The sequence below is a fragment of the Acinetobacter halobius genome, assembly GCF_044130335.1.
Classification (GTDB): Bacteria; Pseudomonadota; Gammaproteobacteria; order Pseudomonadales; family Moraxellaceae; genus Acinetobacter.
Window position 1 is genome coordinate 14,772 of record NZ_JBIQOD010000004.1, and the last position, 20,860, is coordinate 35,631.

Below are 20,860 nucleotides of genomic sequence, written 5' to 3' on the forward strand. Positions count from 1 at the left end.
ACGGATTAAAAATTTGCTCTAAGAGTAGAGAGTACTGAAATTTTGTCAATTATACTTATGGATAAAATGATAACTGCCGAGTTTATAGTTAAGATTTAATCCGTTAAAATTTGCATAAAATCACAGCACCGACACACTATAATAAGTTAATTCATGGAGCAAGTGCATAAATAAAAAATGTTGCTGGTGGAATTGTAAGCAGTTTTATATTCAAAAAAGTTCTTTAAAAGAGTAAAAAATCAAGTTGCAGTGTATTTACATTTATTATGATTCTCGTAACTTACGATAAATTTTTTACTGAAAATGGTGCTTTATTACTCATTGTTAAAAACAATAAATTCACTCAAAAAAAATATTTATTTGTATAAAAAAACAGCTTATTTACCATTTCGAAAACGATATATCAGTCACTTTTTTTATTTAAATGCATGGGGTAATTTTGTTTTAATTAAAATTTATTACGAGATATTTCAAGCTTGTAAGATATTAATCCATTGCACCAACATCATGCAGATTTATACCATTATATTAAAATAAAATAATGAACATTTTATATAAAAATAAAAAATGATTAAAATAATGCGATGAAATTTGTGACTCATTAAGCCAAATTTTTTTTGTTCATCTTTAGTCTAAAGTTGTTTTTTGTCGGTTTGGAGAAGGATTGTTCTTATAAAATTTATGTTTAATTTATAAAAACCAATCATATAGCTTAATAAAAAGCATAGAAGTGGATTGAGAATGGTATTTTTACACATGTTAATGATTCTTATTTAAAGAATTTTTATGCAAAAAGGCAAAGGGCATTGTTTGTATTTTGACAGTTCACGTCTTATAATTCAGTGTCGTTTTAAGTTCAAACGCTATTTAATTTAGAGTTTTAAAGTAGCTGCTGAACAATGCCAGCTTTCCTTCGAATTAATTCCAACAAACTCCGGATGGAGTTTTTACTTACAGGATGCCCGCTGTGAAAAGCAACAGACCTGTCAATTTGTCCATGGGTCAAGTTTTAGAAGTAAACTTAAAATCCCCTGTGGCTATTGCATCAATCTTACACCGTCTATCAGGTGTCATCGTATTTTTACTCGTACCGGTACTTTTATGGATCTTAGACAAGTCTTTGTCTTCGCCTGAAGGTTTTGCTCAAGTTCAGGCTATTTTTAATAGCTTCATTGTGCGTTTTGTCGTATGGGTATTTGTAGCCGGCTTAATTTTCCACTTTATTGCGGGTGTTAAGCACTTACTTGCTGACCTAGGTTTTGCTGAAGAGCTACAAAGTGGTCGCATCGCAGCTACTATTTCATTGATCTTGTCTGCAATTGGTATCGTTGCGGCATTTGTATGGATTGTTATCTAATGAAAAGTGCTACTGGTTTAACGGGTTCAGGTTCTCGCGATTGGTTTATCCAACGTGTAAGTGCTGTCGTATTAGCGGTTTATACAGTTGTTGTTCTAGGTTGGATCCTATGCAATGGCGGTTTTAGCCATGAACAGTGGTACGGCTTTATGATGACAGCTCCAATGAAGATCTTATCTTTATTAGCCGTCTTATCTCTTGTTGCACATGCTTGGATTGGTATGTGGCAGGTATTCACGGATTATGTGACTACTCGCCAAATGGGTCCTTCAGCTTCAGGTTTACGCCTTGTACTGACTTCAGCAGTAATTATTGCTGTATTTGCATATGCGATCTGGGCAATCCAGATTTTTTGGGCGAATTGATAGGAAGAGATCATGGGCGCTATAACCCCTAAAGAAGATTACACAAATATTCCACACGAAACTTTCGATGCTGTCATCGTTGGTGGTGGTGGTTCTGGTATGCGCGCGTCTTACCAACTTGCTCAAGCTGGTTTGAAAGTTGCTGTTTTAACTAAAGTATTCCCAACTCGTTCGCACACTGTTGCAGCGCAGGGTGGTATTGGTGCATCTCTTGGTAACATGCAAGAAGATAACTGGCACTACCACTTCTACGACACTGTTAAGGGTTCTGACTGGTTAGGCGACCAAGACGCAATCGAGTTTATGACGCGTGAAGCGCCGCAAGTGGTTTATGAGTTAGAACACTTGGGTATGCCATTTGACCGTAACGCAGACGGTACGATTTACCAACGTCCATTCGGTGGTCACTCTGCAAACTACGGTGAAAAAGCAGTGCCACGTGCCTGTGCTGCTGCTGACCGTACAGGTCACGCACTTCTTCACACGCTTTATCAAAGCAACGTGAAAATGGGTACTCAATTCTTTGTTGAATGGATCGCGCTTGATCTGATTCGTAACGAAGCGGGTGATGTTCTTGGTGTAACAGCAATTGACCAAGAAACAGGTAAAATTGCAGTATTCCAAGCCAAAGCAACATTATTTGCTACAGGTGGTGCAGGTCGTGTTTACCGTGCATCTACCAATGCTTATATCAATACGGGTGATGGCCTTGGTATGGCGGCTCGTGCAGGTATTCCATTGCAAGATATGGAATTCTGGCAGTTCCACCCAACGGGTGTGGCTGGTGCAGGCGTATTGTTAACTGAAGGTTGTCGTGGTGAAGGTGCAATCCTTCGTAACGATGCGGGTGAGCCGTTCATGGAACGCTATGCACCAACTTTAAAAGACTTGGCGCCACGTGACTTCGTATCACGTTCGATGGACCAAGAAATTAAAGAAGGTCGTGGTTGTGGTCCGAAGAAAGACTATATCTTGCTTGATATGACGCACTTGGGTGCTGAAACGATCATGAAGCGTCTTCCATCTGTATTTGAGATTGGTAAGAAATTCGCGAACGTGGATATCACGAAAGAGCCAATTCCAGTTGTACCAACAATTCACTACCAAATGGGTGGTATTCCAACGAATATCCATGGTCAGGTGGTTGTGCCTGAAGGTTCTGAAACTGAAGCATTTACAGCACATTATGATAAAGATAGCGATATCTATTCAACTAATGCGGGCGATCGTAACTTTACCAAGCCTGTGAAAGGCTTCTATGCAATTGGTGAGTGCTCTTGCGTATCTGTGCATGGTGCAAACCGTTTGGGTACGAACTCACTACTTGACTTGGTTGTATTTGGTAAAGCTGCAGGTGAACACATCATCGACTACGTGACTAAACACCACGGTGATGAATACCAACCGCTTCCTACGACTGTACTTGAGCAAACTGTTGCGCGTATCCGTAAATTGGATGACTCAACATCAGGTGAAAATGCTCAAGAAGTTGCAGATGCAATTCGTGACATCGTTCAAGACCATGCAGGTGTATTCCGTACGACTGCGCTTCTTGAAGAAGGTGTGAAGCAGATTCTTGCGATCGAGCCGCGTGTACGCAACATTCACTTAAAAGACAAATCTAAAGTATTTAACACTGCACGTGTAGAAGCTTTAGAAGTTGAAAACTTGTATGAAGTGGCAAAAGCGACATTGATTTCTGCTGCTGCTCGTAAAGAGTGTCGTGGTGCGCATACAGTTGTAGACTTTGAAGAGTCACCAGATCACCCAGCTTACCCGTATGGCCGTCGTGATGATGAGTGGATGAAACACACATTGTGGTTCTCTAGCGATAACCGTCTTGAGTACAAGCCTGTACGTTACAAGCCATTATCGGTTGCTGCAATTCCACCTAAACCACGTACATTCTAATTGGGAGAAGTAAGATGAGTAGAGGTACTCGTACATTTAATATCTACCGCTACGATCCTGATAAGGATAAAGCACCGTACATGCAAACGTTTAAGCTAGAGTTGACTGATAAGCACCGTATGTTGCTTGATGCACTTCTTGCATTAAAAGTTCAAGATGAATCATTAACATTCCGTCGTTCATGCCGTGAAGGTATTTGTGGTTCGGATGGTGTGAACATCAATGGTAAAAATGGTTTAGCGTGCCTTTGGAACCTAAACGATTTACCAGAAGTGATTACAGTTCGTCCTTTACCTGGGTTGCCAGTAGTTAAAGATTTAGTTGTGGATATGAATCAGTTCTACGATCAGTACAACAAAATTCACCCATTCTTGATCAACAACCAACCTGCGCCACCGAAAGAGCGTTTACAGTCTCCTGAAGATCGTGAACACTTAGATGGTTTATATGAATGTATTCTTTGTGCATGCTGTTCAACATCATGTCCATCATTCTGGTGGAACCCAGACAAGTTCTTGGGTCCTTCAGCGTTGTTGAATGCATACCGTTTCATCATCGACTCTCGTGATACAGCAACTCAAGAGCGTTTGGCTCGTCTTGACGACCCGTTCTCGCTCTTCCGTTGTAAAGGTATTATGAACTGTGTATCAGTATGTCCTAAAGGTTTGAACCCAACGAAAGCAATCGGTCACATCCGTAACATGCTTTTAGATGCTGCTGGTTAATCTTTAGATTGATATATTGGTTAAAAAAAGCACACCCATGAGGTGTGCTTTTTTATTTTTGGTTAAAAATTTTTCTATTGCGTTAAATTTTTATGAAAAGACCGAAGTTGGCATTATTTTTGTTTGTAGTGTGCGACTTTTACTGGAAATGCACCAGATCAGTGAAAAGCACAGTGATTTAAAACAAATGTCATAAATAAGTGCAAGGATGAGTCTGCAAAAAAGTTATGAAGGTGTTAAGATGGGGCTTGTAAATGAGAGGGCATATTGAAAGATGGTGCTCTCTTTTCGTATGTGTTTTTTAGAGTAGACTTTGGTCTACGTTGAAACTCATTTTTATTTAAAGCACCATATATTAGATGAAATTTTGATATGTGTATTTCGCCAATTTATGAAAGGTATATGTCAAAAAAATCAATTGAAATATAGGGAGTATGCTAAAATTTTTGCACGTTTATATTTAAAAAATGTGTGTTAAATATGTACATTAATTCAACATTTAAGCTGGACCAGAACGCGTATAAATGAGTGGATTAGTCGCTTTAGAAAAAATAATGTAAGGCTTTATTTTTTCTAAGTCGATTTGCAAAAAATTGCTCGGTTTTGGCCGGGTATGAATGAGTGATGATGCCGCTGAGGGCGTTATGATTCATTGTCACATTGGGTAATTCTAATGTAGTGATAACGCCTCATGGCATACGCCTTATGGGGACTAATGTCATGTTACCAATTTGACATTAATAATCATGGGGTTGCTTAAAAAGCATCCTGAAATGTTTTTGCAATAGGAAATGGGTCCACAAATGCAAGAAGTTGCTGACGCATTGCGTCTTGACACTGAACTTTCCGCTGATAGTGCAGCGTATATTGAAGAACTTTATGAGCAGTACTTGGCTGCACCAGACTCAGTAGAAGCTGACTGGCGTGCATACTTCGATAAATACCCGAAAGGTGATCAACCACACAGCAATGTACGTGAGCAATTCTTATTACTAGGTCGTAATTCAAGTCGTGTTCAAGCAGTGGTACAAAGTTCTGTTAGTACAGAACATGAACGTCGTCAAATTGGCGTACTACAACTGATCGCAGCGTATCGTAACCGTGGTCATCAAAAAGCAAAGCTTGATCCTTTAGGTTTAGCAAAACGTGAAATCGTACCTGATCTTGACCTTGCGGCACACGGCTTAACCCAATCTGATTTTGATACTGTATTCAATACAGGTAATCTTTTGATTGGTAAAGACGAAGCAACTTTAGGTGAAATGGTTCAAGCCATGGAAGCGACGTATTGTGCTTCGATTGGTGCAGAATACATGCACATTGTTGATACCAAAGAAAAACGTTGGATTCAACAACGTCTTGAAGGTGCACGTGGTCAATTCAATTTTACAGCAGATCAGAAAAAACACGTATTAGAACGTTTGACTGCTGCTGAAGGCCTTGAAAAATTCCTTGGTAATAAATATGTCGGCGCAAAACGTTTCGGCGTGGAAGGTGGTGAATCTTTTATTCCAATGGTTGATGCTTTGATTCAGCGTGCAGGTTCTGTAGGTTGTAAAGAAGTAGTCATTGGTATGCCACACCGTGGTCGTTTGAACCTTCTTGTAAACATCATGGGTAAAAACCCAGCAGACCTATTTGGTGAGTTCGAAGGTAAGAGCTTACATAAAAAGGGTTCTGGTGATGTGAAGTACCACCAAGGTTTCTCTTCAAACGTAATGACTCCAGGCGGCGAAGTTCACTTGGCATTGGCGTTTAACCCATCGCACTTAGAAATCGTTGGCCCTGTGGTTGAAGGTTCAGTACGTGCACGTCAAGTTCGTCGTAAAGACATTGGTGGCGATGATGTATTGCCAGTCATTGTTCACGGTGATGCTGCATTTGCAGGTCAAGGTGTGAACCAAGAAACCTTCCAAATGTCACAAACACGTGGCTATACAGTGGGTGGTACGGTTCACATTGTGGTGAATAACCAAGTTGGTTTCACAACATCTGACCCACGTGATGCACGTTCTACAGAATACTGTACGGACATCGCGAAAATGATCCAAGCACCGATCTTCCATGTGAACGGTGATGATCCTGAATCAGTATTGTTTGTTGCGCAATTGGCACATGACTTCCGTCATACTTTCCGTAAAGACGTTGTCATTGACATGTTCTGTTACCGTCGTCGTGGTCACAACGAAGCGGATGAGCCAGCTGCAACTCAGCCAATGATGTATCAAGTCATTAACAAGAAAACGACAACCCGTGCATTGTATGCAGATCAATTGGTTCAAGAAAGCATATTGGACCGTGCTAAAGCAGATCAAATGGTAGAAGACTATCGTTCTGATCTAGAAGCAGGTAAGCATGTTGCCAATGCGTTGGTACTTGAGCCAAATACAAAAATGTTTGTAGATTGGGCACCGTACTTAGGACATGACTATACAGACGTATGGGATACCACATGTTCTGAAGACCGTCTAAAAGAACTGGGTCGCAAAATGCGCGAGCTTCCAGAAGGTTTCGTGATGCAGCGTCAGGTTGCAAAAGTGATTGATGATCGCTTAAAAATGCAAACTGGTGAAATGCCATTGAACTGGGGTGCTGCGGAAACTTTGGCTTATGCATCTATTTTAGATGATGGCTATTTGGTTCGTTTGACTGGTGAAGACGTAGGTCGTGGTACTTTCTCACACCGTCATGCAAAACTGCATAACCAAGTTGATGGTTCGACTTATATTCCGCTTTGCCATATCAAAGAAAACCAACCACGTACAGCGATTTATGACTCATTATTGTCTGAAATGGCGGTGTTAGGTTTTGAGTATGGTTATGCAACGACTCTGCCTAAGAGCTTGGTGATTTGGGAAGCACAATTTGGTGACTTCGCAAACTGTGCACAGGTTGTAATTGATCAGTTCATCGCATCAGGTGAAACCAAGTGGGAGCGTGTATGTGGTTTAACGCTACTTCTTCCTCATGGTTTTGAAGGTCAAGGGCCAGAGCACTCATCTGCACGTTTAGAGCGTTTCTTACAGCTATGTGCTGAAGACAACATGCAAGTGATGACACCGACTACACCTGCACAGATTTTCCATGCTTTACGTCGTCAAGCGATTCGCCCAATTCGTAAGCCAATGATCATCATGTCACCGAAGTCTTTGCTTCGTCACAAGCTTGCAACGTCTACTTTAAGTGAACTTGCAAATGGTACATTCCAAACAGTGATTGATGAAATCGACAACATCAACAAAGCAGACGTAACACGTTTAGTGCTTTGTGGTGGTAAGGTTTACTACGACTTGCTTGAGAAACGTCGTGAGCAAGAGTTGAATAACACTGCAATCGTTCGTATTGAACAATTGTATCCATACCCTGAACAACGTATTGCTGAAGTTCTTGCTCAATATCCAAATGTGAAAGATATTGTTTGGACCCAAGAAGAGCCGAAGAACCAGGGCGCTTGGTTATTCATTGCACCGCGTCTATATGATGATGTAATGAAATCTGCGAAACCAGTACGTATCAGTTATGCAGGTCGTGAAGCTTCTGCTGCACCGGCTTGTGGTTCACCATATTTGCATGCAAAACAACAAGCTCAGCTCGTAAATGACGCTTTAGCGATCGTAGCTGAATAACAGGAGATTCTTAGTAATGGCAACCGAAATTAAAGCACCGGTATTCCCAGAGTCAGTTGCTGACGGAACAATTGCAACTTGGCACAAACAACCAGGTGAAGCAGTATCACGTGACGAAGTGATTTGTGATATTGAAACTGACAAAGTTGTTTTAGAAGTTGTTGCTCCTGCTGACGGTACAATTGCATCCATCATTAAAGCTGAAGGTGACACTGTTCTTTCAAACGAAGTGATTGCAGAGTTTGAAGAAGGTGCTGTATCTGGCGCGGCACAAACTGAAGCTGTTCAGTCTGAAGCGAAAGTGGAAGTTGCTGCTGCACAAACTCAAGCAGGTGCTGCGCCTGTTGTTGAACGTGCTCAAGTTGCTGATCAAGCACCAGCAGTACGTAAAGCATTGACTGAGTCTGGTATTCCAGCAGCAGATGTTGCAGGTACAGGCCGTGGTGGTCGTATCACGAAAGAAGATGTAGCAAATCATCAAACTAAACCAGCAGCTCCAGCTGCAGCGCCTTTAAGTGTTGCTGTGGGTGAGCGTGTTGAGAAGCGTGTTCCGATGACACGTCTTCGTAAGCGTGTTGCTGAGCGTCTGCTTGCTGCAACTCAAGAAACTGCAATGTTGACTACGTTTAACGAAGTGAACATGAAGCCAATCATGGAAATGCGTGCACAATATAAAGATGCGTTTGAAAAGCGTCATGGTGCTCGTCTTGGCTTTATGTCTTTCTTTGTTAAAGCAGCAACTGAAGCACTTAAACGTTATCCAGCGGTTAATGCTTCAATTGATGGTGATGACATTGTTTACCATGGTTACTATGACATCGGTGTAGCAGTATCTTCTGAGCGTGGTCTAGTTGTACCTGTGCTTCGTGATACAGACCGTATGAACTATGCTGAAGTTGAAAATGGTATCCGTGATTACGCTTATAAAGCGCGTGATGGCAAATTGGGTATCGAAGACATGACTGGCGGTACGTTCACGATTACCAATGGTGGTACATTCGGTTCATTATTATCTACTCCGATCTTAAATACGCCTCAAACAGCGATTTTGGGTATGCATAAAATCCAAGAGCGTCCAATGGCTGTCAATGGTCAAGTAGAAATCTTACCGATGATGTATTTAGCGCTTTCTTATGACCACCGTCTAATTGATGGTAAAGAAGCGGTAGGCTTCCTTGTAACAATTAAAGAATTGTTAGAAGAACCAGCTAAATTGATCCTTGACCTTTAATCTAAAGAATAAAACATGGGCTTAGGGCGATCCTCTAAGCCCATTTTTGGAGATAAACATGTCTCAACAATTTGATCTTGTTGTAATTGGCGGCGGCCCTGGCGGTTATGAAGCAGCGATTCGTGCTGCGCAGCTTGGTTTCAAAGTTGCGTGTATCGAAAAACGTGTACACAAAGGTAAACCATCTTTAGGTGGTACTTGCTTAAATGTGGGTTGTATCCCTTCTAAAGCATTGCTTGATTCTTCACATCATTATGAAGATACACTTCATGGCTTAGACGTTCATGGCATCACAGTTGAGAATGTACAACTTGACCTTGCTAAACTTTTAGCGCGTAAAGATAAAGTTGTAGATAACTTGACAGGTGGCGTTGCTCAATTACTGAAAGGTAATGGTATTGAATGGTTGCAAGGTACTGGTAAATTACTTGCAGGTAAAAAAGTTGAATTCGCTCCATTAGATGGCGGTGAAGTACAAGTTTTGGAACCTAAATTTGTCATTTTGGCAACGGGTTCAGTTCCTGTAAATATTCCAGTGGCTAAAGTTGATGAAGATCTTATCGTAGATTCAACGGGCGCATTAGAATTCCAAGAAGTTCCTAAACGTCTTGGTGTCATTGGGGCAGGTGTTATTGGCCTTGAACTTGGTTCAGTATGGCGTCGCCTAGGTTCTGAAGTTGTTGTATTTGAAGCAATGGATGCATTCTTACCAATGGCTGATAAAGCGTTGGCAAAAGACTACCAAAAGCTTTTGACTAAACAAGGTTTAGATATCCGTATCGGTGCAAAAGTTGCTGGTACTGAAATCAACGGTCGTGAAGTGACTGTTCAATACAACCAAGCGGGTGAAGACAAAACTGAAACTTTCGATAAGTTAATCGTTTGTGTAGGTCGTAAAGCTTATGCTGAAGGTTTATTGGCTGAAGACTCAGGTATTAAGTTGACTGAGCGTGGTCTAGTTGAAGTAAACGATTGGTGTGCAACGTCTGTTGACGGCGTATATGCAATTGGTGACTTAGTCCGTGGTCCAATGCTTGCGCATAAAGCAATGGAAGAGGGTGTAATGGCGGTTGAGCGTATGCATGGTCATGCTGCTCAAGTAAACTATGACACCATCATTTCTGTGATTTATACTCACCCTGAAGCGGCGTGGGTTGGTTTGACTGAAGAACAAGCCAAAGAAAAAGGTCATGAAGTTAAAACTGGACAATTCCCATTTGCTGTAAATGGTCGTGCTTTAGCTGCGAATGAATCTGCTGGTTTTGTGAAGTTTGTTGCAGATGCAAAAACTGACCGTCTATTAGGTATGCATATCATTGGCCCAGGTGCTTCTGATATTGTTCACCAAGGTATGATTGCACTTGAGTTTGTATCTTCTGTTGAAGATTTACAATTGATGACTTTTGGTCATCCTACTTATTCAGAAGTGGTTCATGAAGCTGCACTAGCAGTGGATGGTCGAGCGATTCACGCAATTCAGCGTAAACGCAAATAAGATAAAAAAAAGAGCGACTACGGTCGCTCTTTTTTGTTTCAGGTGGTTGTCTTATTTTGCAGAATCATCTAAAAATAAAGAGAAGAAGTTTTTTAAAAAATCCAAAATGTTTACTGTGATAGTAAACAGCTTCGGTGCAACAAAAAGTAAATAAGTAGTAATAAAAAGGTTAGTCGATGAATTTACATGAATATCAAGCTAAAGCGCTATTGAAAAAGTATGGTATGCCAGTCCAAGAAGGCGTACTTGCAACCACTCCACAAGAAGCAGTTCAAGCCTTTGAACAAATGGGCGGCAAGTTTGCTGTAATGAAGGCACAAGTGCATGCAGGCGGCCGTGGTAAGGCAGGTGGTGTAAAAGTTGTTAAGTCAGCAACAGAAGCTGCAGAATATGCAAAGAGCATCATCGGGACCAACCTCGTTACCTATCAAACAGATAGCCATGGTCAACCTGTCAACAGTGTGCTTGTCGCGGAAGATGTTTATCCTGTAGAGCGTGAACTGTATTTAGGCGCTGTGGTTGACCGCTCAAGCCGTCGTGTGACTTTCATGGCATCGACTGAAGGTGGTGTTGAAATTGAAAAAGTTGCAGAAGAAACCCCAGAAAAAATTATCAAAGTAGAAGTTGATCCTTTGGTTGGCTTACAGCCTTTCCAAGCACGTGAAGTTGCATTTAAGTTGAATTTGAAGGATGGACAAGTAAATCAATTCGTCAAAGTGATGTCTGCGGCATATCAAGCCTTCATTGAAAATGACTTTGCTCTTTTTGAAATTAACCCACTTTCAGTACGTGAAAATGGCGATATTTTATGTGTAGATGCCAAAGTTGGGATTGACTCAAATGCTTTATATCGTTTGCCTGAAATTGCGGCGCTACGAGATAAATCGCAGGAAAATGAACGCGAGTTAAAAGCATCTGAATTTGACCTGAACTACGTTGCACTTGAAGGCAACATTGGGTGTATGGTCAATGGTGCAGGCCTTGCTATGGCCACTATGGACATTATTAAACTTTACGGGGGGCAACCTGCGAACTTCCTAGATGTGGGTGGTGGTGCAACCAAAGACCGTGTAATTGAAGCGTTTAAAATTATTTTGGCAGATACCTCTGTGCAAGGGGTGTTGATTAATATCTTTGGTGGAATTGTACGTTGTGACATGATTGCTGAAGCGATTATTGCAGCGGTTCAAGAAGTAAATGTAACTGTGCCTGTGGTTGTTCGTTTAGAAGGGAACAATGCTGAATTGGGTGCCAAATTACTTGATGAATCAGGTTTAAAACTTATTTCTGCAAATGGTTTGTCAGATGCCGCAGAAAAAATCGTTGCTGCAGTAAAAGCGTAAGGAGTATCAATATGAGCGTATTAATTAATAAAGACACCAAAGTATTGGTACAAGGTTTTACAGGTAAAAATGGTACTTTTCACTCAGCACAAGCGCTGGATTATGGAACAAAAGTCGTTGGTGGCGTAACACCTGGTAAAGGTGGCACAACGCACCTTGATTTACCTGTATTTAACACGATGAAAGATGCAGTTGCTGGTACAGGTGCAGATGCAACTGTGATTTATGTCCCAGCTCCGTTTGTCTTGGATTCAATTATTGAAGCAGTGGACTCAGGTGTTGGACTGATTGTGGTGATTACCGAAGGTGTGCCAACTTTAGATATGCTCAAAGCTAAGCGTTATCTTGAAACCAATGGTAATGGTACGCGTTTGATTGGTCCAAACTGTCCAGGCATTATCACACCAGGTGAATGTAAAATCGGGATTATGCCAGGTCATATTCACCAACCCGGTAAAATTGGGATTATCTCACGTTCTGGTACCTTGACCTATGAAGCGGTTGCACAAACGACCAAACTGGGTTTAGGGCAATCAACTTGTATCGGTATTGGTGGTGATCCAATTCCAGGGATGAACCAAATTGATTGTTTGAAACTGTTCCAAGACGATCCGCAAACTGAAGCGATTATCATGATTGGTGAGATTGGTGGTACTGCTGAAGAAGAGGCAGCTGAATATATTCAGTCTCATGTGACTAAACCTGTCGTTGGTTATATCGCAGGTGTAACAGCGCCGAAGGGCAAACGTATGGGACATGCTGGAGCAATTATTTCGGGTGGTAAAGGGACTGCTGAAGAAAAATTCGCGGCATTTGAAAAAGCAGGAATGGCTTACACGCGTAGTCCCGCAGAATTAGGCTCTACAATGTTACAAGTACTTAAAGAGAAAGGTTTGGCTTAAGCACAGACTTAAAGCTTTAGAGAATCCCCAAAATTGGGGATTTTTTTATTATTTCATAGACATATCTAATAGAGTCCCGTAAAAAATCTCCGTTTTTCTTACATTTTTCATGACGAAAATTGGTTGGATTTCACTTACTACGAAAATACAATGTGATTGAAGTCACATAATTTAATTATGTGGTGATCTTTATTTACATAGTGTGAAAAGTATATGAATTATAAAAAGCCAATATGGATGATTTGTATTTTAGCTAGCACTTGCCCTGTAACACTTTTGCAAGCAGCAGATAACATTGATCAACTCCGAGAAGAGAGTGTTGTTTTGATTCGATCAGGTCAAGTTGATCAAGGTCTCGAACGGTTAAGGGCTTTATTGGCACAACAACCACAAAATCAAAAGCTCATTGCAGATTATATGGTCAGTGCCTATGCGCATCAGAAAGTAACTGCATCAGATCTAGCCCATTTACAAGATATTAGTGTTCAACGTTTTCCTGAATATGCATGGTTAAGTGTTGTGAAGGCTCAGCGCGATTTAAGACAGTTCAATACCGCTGCAAACTGGGCTGAAATGTTTTACCAACAGAGTAAACAACAGCAATGGTTAGTGTGGCAAGTTGTATTAAATGCAGAGGCTGGACAAACGGTTCAAGCAAAAAAATTACTGGCACAAGTCAAAACAGAACAACTCAGCCCTGACTATTTAGCACAAATGTCATATGCCTACCGCGTTCTGAGTATGCCGATTGAAGCATTGGAAAGCTCAGAGGCAGCACTGAACCAACAGGTCAATCCTGATCTACAAGAGCAATATGTTTTAGCCCTGATGGTGAATAGTGCTTATGTTGAAGCTGAGGAATATATTCAAAGTCATGGTTTAAATGAATTACGTCCAAACTTGCGTCATAGTGTAAAGCTTAATGAGTTTTCTCAACGTATCCAAAATGCAATTCAGTCCCAGCGTATGTTGACCTATCGTGATCAAGGTATGCAAGCCTATAACAAGCTTGATCAAGTGATTGCGGCAATGCAGCGTTATAAAACTGAGTTACCCGAAGATCAGGCGCTTCGTCGCAAGTTTTATTATGACTACAGCTATGCTTTAAATGCACGACAAGCATCTCATGAGGTTTTAGCTGAATTAAAAAAAGTGAATTTGCCAATTGCGGATATGCCTGCTTATGTACGTCATGCTGCGGCAGACAGTTATTTGAGATTGCGTCAGCCTAAGCAAGCGGAAGTGTATTATCGCAGTTTACTATTAGAAAAAAATTATCCTAATTACGACGTCTATGCAGGTTTGTATTATTCTCTGATTGAACAAGAAAAGTTTAAGCAAGCTGATCAGTTGATTGTTCAGATGGATCATTTATTACCGACTTTTAAATACAGCAATGCAAAAGGTGTAAATAGAACAACACACGATGACCGTTTTGAATATTTGGGTTTAAAAGGTCTGAACTATGCCTATCGTAATGAACATGCCAAAGCTGAACATTATTTTGAGCAGTTGGTGGCACAAGCACCTAATAATGTGAGTTATCAAAACAATCTTGCTTTAATTCAGCGTTGGCGAGAAAAACCAAAACTATCTGAAAGTAACTTATCCCAACTACAAGGGGTAGAGCCGATTGATCAGGCAACGCGTATTAACCATATGCAAAATAATCAAGCTCTTGGAAATATTCAGGCTTGGCGTGCTCAGAATGCAGATTTAATGCAACGCTCACCTTTAGATACAGGGGTTCGACTTAGCCAGAAAGAGTTGAATGACCGTAATCGACCAACTATTCAGCACCAAAGTATGCTTTCAAAAAGCAAATCTGACAGTCGTGACTTACTTGGGCAGTTAAAAGGTTCGCGTGAGCGCGAGCATCAAACGCGTCTGAATAGCCCTTGGTTTTATGATAACTATCGTGCTTATGCTATGCAGGACTATCGTTGGTCTGAGTTTGATGACGGCAAGGTGAAAGATAATCGGATTGGACTTGGACTTGAATGGGCATCAAAACGAAAATCAGCAAGTATTGCATTATCGCAGACTACAAACGGAGATCGTCTAGGTGCTGAACTACAATGGTCACAGTGGTTGAATGATCATTGGAACTATCATTTGGCTTATAACAGCCAAGCCGATATTCCCTTGCAAGCTATACGCAATGGTGATGAAGGACAGTCTTACAGCTTGGGTTTTGACTGGCAGCAGAATGAGTCTCGTAAGGCAGGGGCAACTTATCAACTGACGGATATTGATGATAACAATACGCGCCAAGAAGTGGCTGCCTATTTTAGGCAACAGATTTATCAAGCACCACATCATATTACGCAAGCCATTTTACGGGGCTATTACGGTCAAAATGATGATGTCCGCGTGGATTATTTTAATCCTGAGTCGAATTACAGTTTAGAAGTCGGCTTAGAGCATGAGTGGATGACATGGCGTCATTATGATCGCCATTTTAGTCAGCACTTTGAAGCAAGTGTAGGGACGTATAAGCAAAAAGACTATTCGGCAGAAGCAATTTATAACATTTATTACCAACATGATTGGCAACTGTCGAGAACATGGAAGCTCAATTACGGCATAGGTTGGGGAATCCATCCTTATGATGGTGATTCTGAGAAACGTACTTATGGGGTGATTGGCTTTGAGGGGCGCTTCTAATGAAAAAATTCATCAATATATTAATCGCAATGAGTTTAACGGGAACACTCTTTGTTCCAAACCTTTCATATGCAGAATTGCAAAAACCTAAACAAATTAAATTACAAGATAATCAGTTTGTGACTTTAACTTTTCATGATGTACGGGATGATGTTGCAAAAAGTGGTGATCGTGATGTGTACGCGATTAGCACCAAAAATCTGGCGCAGTATCTAGAGTGGATACAGCGTGAAGGGTGGCAGCCGATTCGTCTAGAAGATATTTGGCTGGCAAGGCAGGGAAAAAAAATATTACCTAACAAGGCTTTACTATTAACTTTTGATGATGGGGCATTGAGTAGTTATAACCGGGTTTTTCCACTGTTAAAGCAGTATAAAACGCCAGCAGTATTTGCAATACCAACCAGCTGGATTAATGGTAATACCAAAGATGCCTATGAGGCATACGGTGTAGGCAACTTAATGACATGGCCACAAATGCGTGAAATGGCTGCATCAGGTTATGCTGAATTTGTATCTCACTCTGATAATTTACACCGTGGCATTTTGGCGAACCCACAGCAAAATATGGAACCAGCAGCCATTACTCGTCAATATTTTGAAAAACAAAAAACTTATGAAACAGAGGCTGAATATCGCAGTCGAGTGGTTGCCGACTTAAAAAAATCAAAACAGGTATTAGATCGTGAGCTGGCTATAAATAGTCGCGCTATTTTCTGGCCTTATGGTGCAGTCACTGCGGAAAGTGAAGAATTGGCAGCTAAAGCAGGTTTACCGATGTCTTTTAGTTTAGGTAGTGTTGCTCCCTTGGCAGACTCGGTAAAAACATATCAACGTGCTTTGATTATGGATAACCCAACACCTGAAATGATTAATCAGGAAATGTTGGAGTTTTTGAATTATGTCCGAGCACCTTATAAGCAGCGGAAGAGTTTTTTGCGTTTTGATTTAGCAGAAATGCAATCGGTCGATAATGAGCAGTTTAATCAGAAACTCGGACAGTTATTGGATCGTGTCGACGGTTTAAAAACCAATACCTTGATTCTTAAAGCCGTGTCAGATAGCAACGGTGATGGAAAAATTGATGCTGCATATTTCCCCAATCGGCAGTTGAAAATGCAGCAAGATATGCTGAATCGTGTGGTATGGCAGTCACGGACACGTATTGCTAACCGTGTTTATGCCGAGCTCCCAATCAGCTTGGAAACTGAACAGAATGTAGACCTTGCGATGTTGACGGCTGACTTGGTAAAGAATAATAGCTCGATTGAAGGGTTAATGTTGGATACGGGTTCGATGCTAGACTGCGCGATTGGTCAGCAAAAATGGACTCCTAATTGCGAAGCTCAAGTAAATCGCGTCTTTAAAATCAAAGAGCGAACCAAGGAGCAGGCAAAGTACTATGCCAATATCAGTAATAATTACCAAACAGCGCTGAAAGTTAATTTAGAACAAACCCAGTTAGACGGTTTAAAGCCTTTATTAGACTATACCTTAGAGTATGCAGATTTTCTTTATGTTGAGCTAGATCCTATCCAACAACCAGAGGTATTTAATGCCTTTGTTAAACAACTTAAAACTTTGAATGAAAAAGAGCAGCAGTATTTGATTGCGAGCTTTAATGTCCCAACTCCGCTTAGCACCCAACAGGTAAAACAGCTCAAAAAGAGTTATCAACAACTGAGAAGTTTAGCGATTCAAAAAGTAGGTGTAAATAATTACAGCTTTAATCTTGCGAAGGTGATTCATCAAAATTTTTATCCTGAGCTGAGTTTAAATAGCAGCCCATTGAATTACCGCGATCCATTTACTCAAAAAGTTTTGGAGAAAAAATAATGCAATGGTTATTTAATTTAAGATTTAGCGACTACTATTTTGGTTTTGCATTTTTATATCCACTCTTTATGGCTTGGCTATGGATTGCAGGCGGAATATGGTTCTATTTAAAACGTGAATATCGGGAGAATGATGTTCCACAACCAAGTGAGCATGCCTGTAGTATTTTGATTCCTTGTTTCAATGAAGAAGATCAAGTTCGAGAAACCATTAAATACGCCATGCAAACGCAATATCCTGACTTTGAAGTGATTGCGATTAATGATGGCAGTAGCGATAAAACCGCTGAAATTCTAGATGAGTTACAGCAAACTTACTCACGTTTACGTGTGGTGCATTTAGCTGAAAACCAAGGAAAAGCTTATGCACTAAAAGCGGGAGCTATGGTCAGTCAGCATGAATATCTGATTTGTATAGATGGTGACGCTTTATTGCACCCACATGCTGTGCTATGGATGATGCACCATTTAACACGATTTCCACGTGTGGGGGCTGTGACGGGGAACCCTCGAATTATCAACCGTTCAAGTATTTTAGGCAAAATTCAGGTCGGTGAGTTCTCATCTATTATTGGTCTCATTAAACGTTCACAACGGACTTATGGTCGGATATTTACGGTGTCTGGGGTATTGGTCGGATTCCGTAAAACTGCTTTGGATCGTATTGGATACTGGCGTGACGACATGATTACTGAAGATATTGATGTGTCATGGCGTTTGCAATTTGACCATTGGGATCTGCACTATGTGCCAAATGCACTCGGCTATATTTATATGCCAGAGACCTTTATTGGCTTATGGAAGCAACGTTTACGTTGGGCGCAAGGTGGAATAGAGGTTTTATTGGCCTATACCAAACAAATGTTTAACTGGCGTTTACGCCGTATGTGGCCAGTCGCGATTGAGTCTATGATCAGTATCCTCTGGGCCTATGTGATGTTCGGTATCATTATTTTATATCTCTACGGTTTGTTTTTTCCATTACCTGGTGAGTGGGCGATTCAGTCCTTTATCCCGCAGTGGTATGGGGTAATTTTAGGGGTTACCTGCCTTATTCAGTTCTTTGTCAGTTTGATGATTGATAACCGATATGATCGTGGTCGTATTTTGAGAAATTATTTTTGGGTGATTTGGTATCCACTGTTCTTTTGGCTGTTAACCATGATGACAACGGTCGTTTCTGTACCGAAAACCTTATTGAAAACGCAAAAGCGTGCTCGATGGGTGAGTCCAGACCGTGGTTTTAGAGGAGAGACCAAAGATGCAAAAAACTGAAAACTTTAAAATAATTACTGATGAAAACTTACTAGACATCCCTAGCTATATAGACCGACCAGAATATGTTCGAAATAAAACAGCAGGTTATAGTCTGTTGGCGCTTGGGTGGATCACGTGGATGTGGTTGTTTTTACCATTACTCACAGTTCTGTTTTGGTTATTTGAAGGAAGCTTAGTTTATGAGCAATTGATTGTGGCAGAAATGCCACGGAAGCCCTTGAATCTGTTTCATTTAACAGGGTTGATTACGTTTTTCATTCTGTGTCTGTTTATTTGGGCGAGTTATAATTGGTATCGGTTTCATAATAATGAGAAGCGCTTATTTCCGAGCAATGTCATGCCATCTGAACTTGCGCATAGTTTTCGTGTCAGCACGACAGATATTAAACGTTTGCAATATGCAGACAACATTACCTTACACTACAGTGAGGATGGTGAACTGACTACTTATGATCTAAATGATCAGGCGAAAACACTGGATTCAAAGCCGCTACGTGTGGATGTTGTTGTACAAAATCATCTGGATAATAACCAAAATGCTTAACGCCGTGTTGTTTAAGTAACTGCATGGTTTCAGCGAGCTCAGAGCTGGAAATTTTCTGATTATTTTTCCAGTTGATGGCTTGAAGTTCAAAAATAGTACGATCCAAGTTTGGGTCGTATTTTTTGGCCTGAGCAATCAGGTCCAAGTAAAATTGACGATGATTCGGACTATCCTCCATATAAGGCATCGCCATAATTGCATTATAGTCATAATAGGCTAGGGTACTGGCTTGGGATTGACTGAACCACTGTTCGCTCTTTGGATTGAGCACAACTGGTGCATACATGTTACGAGCGGTGAGTAAATTCGGCTGCTGTTTTCTTAAAACTTGGCTTAAGCCCGCTGCAAACTGGTCCAAATAAGCAGTTTTATACTGTGCAAATTTAAACTGTTCAGGGTGCTTTGGATCATGGAGTATAGATAGATCTTTAAATCCCCATGCTCCATACATTTTTTCGGCTACGATAGATACATCTTCATGATCATTAAGGGTTATGTCGTCATGGTACAAAATGCCGTCGACTTTATTTCTGCTTATAAAATCATTGAATATCTCAGTAACCAATTTCATATTCTTAGGGTCAAAGGGGCTGATACGAATATAAGCATTTGACACTTTTTGACTATTTTCCACATATTGTAATTGGTCTTGTCGAGGAAATTCCCATGCTATGAGAGGAAGCCATGCATAGACTTGCTTTACCTGAGTTTGTTGTCGAATTTCGCGCAAAACTTGCGGGAATAAATTATCACGCGTTGGAATATGTCTATTTTCAAAATAAACTTGGTCTGCTGAACCATTAGCATCTGGGTCGGCAAAAGCTTGTAGAAAAATGGTATTCGGCTGAATCTGTTGAATGCGAGAAATCAAGGTTTGAATATTTTGCTGTTGCTGTTTTTTATTGGGGTCGAAAACATAGTCTAAATCAATATGCATAATGCGCATCTGATCAATTTTTGTTGCGGTAGAAAGTTGAATATTTTGTGCTTGATACTCTGCAACAATGGTATCTATTGGGTGGTTTTTGATCAGAACGGGAGGCGTTGGTTGATGTATAACATTACATGCGAACAGGGGCAGTGTGGTTATACAGGTGAGTAATATGTTCAGTTTTTTATGCTTTAAAAAATAAACCATGGTGTTTCATGAAAAACAGAGTATGAATAAATACTGTAATCGAAAAGCCAAGCGTGAGGGGCGTTTTTATGTATGCTTGTGTGAGCTTAAATTTGTAGGTAGATTAAACCGCAAGGCATTAGAGGTCTTGTAAATGTCAAAGAATGATCATTCATTGGCAATAAAATAAGTGTTGAACGTCACTTCTCTCTTGTTGAAAAGCTTAGAATGAAGGCGGATTCTTCTTATAAATCCTCTTCCTAGCCCTCTCCTTTACAAAGGAGAAGGAACTTTCATTGTGATTTCAATACAGCTCAAAAAATGACTGATGCAAGAAATCCATTGTATGGCCATAAGCTGCTGAAGCTGTTGAACAAAAACAGTGAGGATTGTAGCTAAAGCCAATGTCATGGATATTTCGTATTGCTTGCGATCGCTATTTTATTGAATGGCTGTGTTATATTC

General features: G+C 40.6%; 14 protein-coding genes. 13 read left to right on the forward strand and 1 reads right to left on the reverse strand.

Features of this window, described 5'->3' with window-relative positions; genetic code table 11:
- Nucleotides 1-958 precede the first annotated feature (958 nt).
- From sdhC to pgaD, 13 genes are all read left to right on the forward strand, one after another.
- Entirely contained in the window at nt 959-1,357 is a 399-nt protein-coding gene (sdhC, locus tag ACE01U_RS05290) for a succinate dehydrogenase, cytochrome b556 subunit (RefSeq protein ID WP_086208085.1), read from the forward strand.
- The gene (gene sdhD, locus ACE01U_RS05295) at nt 1,357-1,722 is read left to right on the forward strand and encodes a succinate dehydrogenase, hydrophobic membrane anchor protein (protein ID WP_086208084.1); all 366 of its coding nucleotides are present in this window, start codon (nt 1,357-1,359) and stop codon (nt 1,720-1,722) included. The genes sdhC and sdhD overlap by 1 nt, the downstream gene beginning before the upstream one ends.
- A gap of 12 nt (nt 1,723-1,734) precedes the next feature.
- A complete protein-coding gene (sdhA, locus tag ACE01U_RS05300) occupies nt 1,735-3,633 on the forward strand; it encodes a succinate dehydrogenase flavoprotein subunit (RefSeq protein WP_086208083.1) in 1,899 nt (632 codons plus the stop codon).
- Nucleotides 3,634-3,647: 14 nt separating this feature from the next.
- On the forward strand, nt 3,648-4,358 hold the full coding sequence (locus ACE01U_RS05305) for a succinate dehydrogenase iron-sulfur subunit (RefSeq protein ID WP_086208082.1): 711 nt from the start codon (nt 3,648-3,650) through the stop codon (nt 4,356-4,358).
- 803 nt (nt 4,359-5,161) lie between these two features.
- Complete coding sequence (locus ACE01U_RS05310) at nt 5,162-7,984, forward strand: 2-oxoglutarate dehydrogenase E1 component (RefSeq protein ID WP_086208254.1); 2,823 nt, start codon at nt 5,162-5,164, stop codon at nt 7,982-7,984.
- Nucleotides 7,985-8,000: 16 nt separating this feature from the next.
- Nucleotides 8,001-9,215 (forward strand): 2-oxoglutarate dehydrogenase complex dihydrolipoyllysine-residue succinyltransferase, encoded by a 1,215-nt coding sequence (gene odhB / locus ACE01U_RS05315; protein WP_086208081.1) that lies wholly within the window; start codon nt 8,001-8,003, stop codon nt 9,213-9,215.
- A gap of 58 nt (nt 9,216-9,273) precedes the next feature.
- On the forward strand, nt 9,274-10,710 hold the full coding sequence (lpdA, locus tag ACE01U_RS05320; protein WP_086208080.1) for a dihydrolipoyl dehydrogenase: 1,437 nt from the start codon (nt 9,274-9,276) through the stop codon (nt 10,708-10,710).
- A 176-nt stretch (nt 10,711-10,886) separates the two neighbouring features.
- On the forward strand, nt 10,887-12,053 hold the full coding sequence (sucC, locus tag ACE01U_RS05325; RefSeq protein ID WP_110974368.1) for an ADP-forming succinate--CoA ligase subunit beta: 1,167 nt from the start codon (nt 10,887-10,889) through the stop codon (nt 12,051-12,053).
- 11 nt (nt 12,054-12,064) lie between these two features.
- Nucleotides 12,065-12,955 (forward strand): succinate--CoA ligase subunit alpha, encoded by an 891-nt coding sequence (sucD, locus tag ACE01U_RS05330; protein WP_086208078.1) that lies wholly within the window; start codon nt 12,065-12,067, stop codon nt 12,953-12,955.
- 213 nt (nt 12,956-13,168) lie between these two features.
- Nucleotides 13,169-15,622, forward strand: a complete 2,454-nt coding sequence (gene pgaA, locus ACE01U_RS05335) for a poly-beta-1,6 N-acetyl-D-glucosamine export porin PgaA (RefSeq protein ID WP_395578887.1) — start codon at nt 13,169-13,171, stop codon at nt 15,620-15,622.
- On the forward strand, nt 15,622-17,457 hold the full coding sequence (pgaB, locus tag ACE01U_RS05340) for a poly-beta-1,6-N-acetyl-D-glucosamine N-deacetylase PgaB (RefSeq protein WP_395578888.1): 1,836 nt from the start codon (nt 15,622-15,624) through the stop codon (nt 17,455-17,457). The genes pgaA and pgaB (ACE01U_RS05340) overlap by 1 nt, the downstream gene beginning before the upstream one ends.
- The gene (pgaC, locus tag ACE01U_RS05345; RefSeq protein ID WP_395578889.1) at nt 17,457-18,731 is read left to right on the forward strand and encodes a poly-beta-1,6-N-acetyl-D-glucosamine synthase; all 1,275 of its coding nucleotides are present in this window, start codon (nt 17,457-17,459) and stop codon (nt 18,729-18,731) included. The genes pgaB (ACE01U_RS05340) and pgaC overlap by 1 nt, the downstream gene beginning before the upstream one ends.
- Nucleotides 18,718-19,278 (forward strand): poly-beta-1,6-N-acetyl-D-glucosamine biosynthesis protein PgaD, encoded by a 561-nt coding sequence (pgaD, locus tag ACE01U_RS05350; protein ID WP_086208074.1) that lies wholly within the window; start codon nt 18,718-18,720, stop codon nt 19,276-19,278. Before pgaC ends, pgaD begins: the two co-directional genes overlap by 14 nt.
- Here the strand turns inward: pgaD and pgaB (ACE01U_RS05355) are convergent.
- On the reverse strand, nt 19,178-20,416 hold the full coding sequence (gene pgaB / locus ACE01U_RS05355; protein ID WP_395578890.1) for a poly-beta-1,6-N-acetyl-D-glucosamine N-deacetylase PgaB: 1,239 nt from the start codon (nt 20,414-20,416) through the stop codon (nt 19,178-19,180). The genes pgaD and pgaB (ACE01U_RS05355) overlap by 101 nt on opposite strands.
- Nucleotides 20,417-20,860 lie beyond the last annotated feature (444 nt).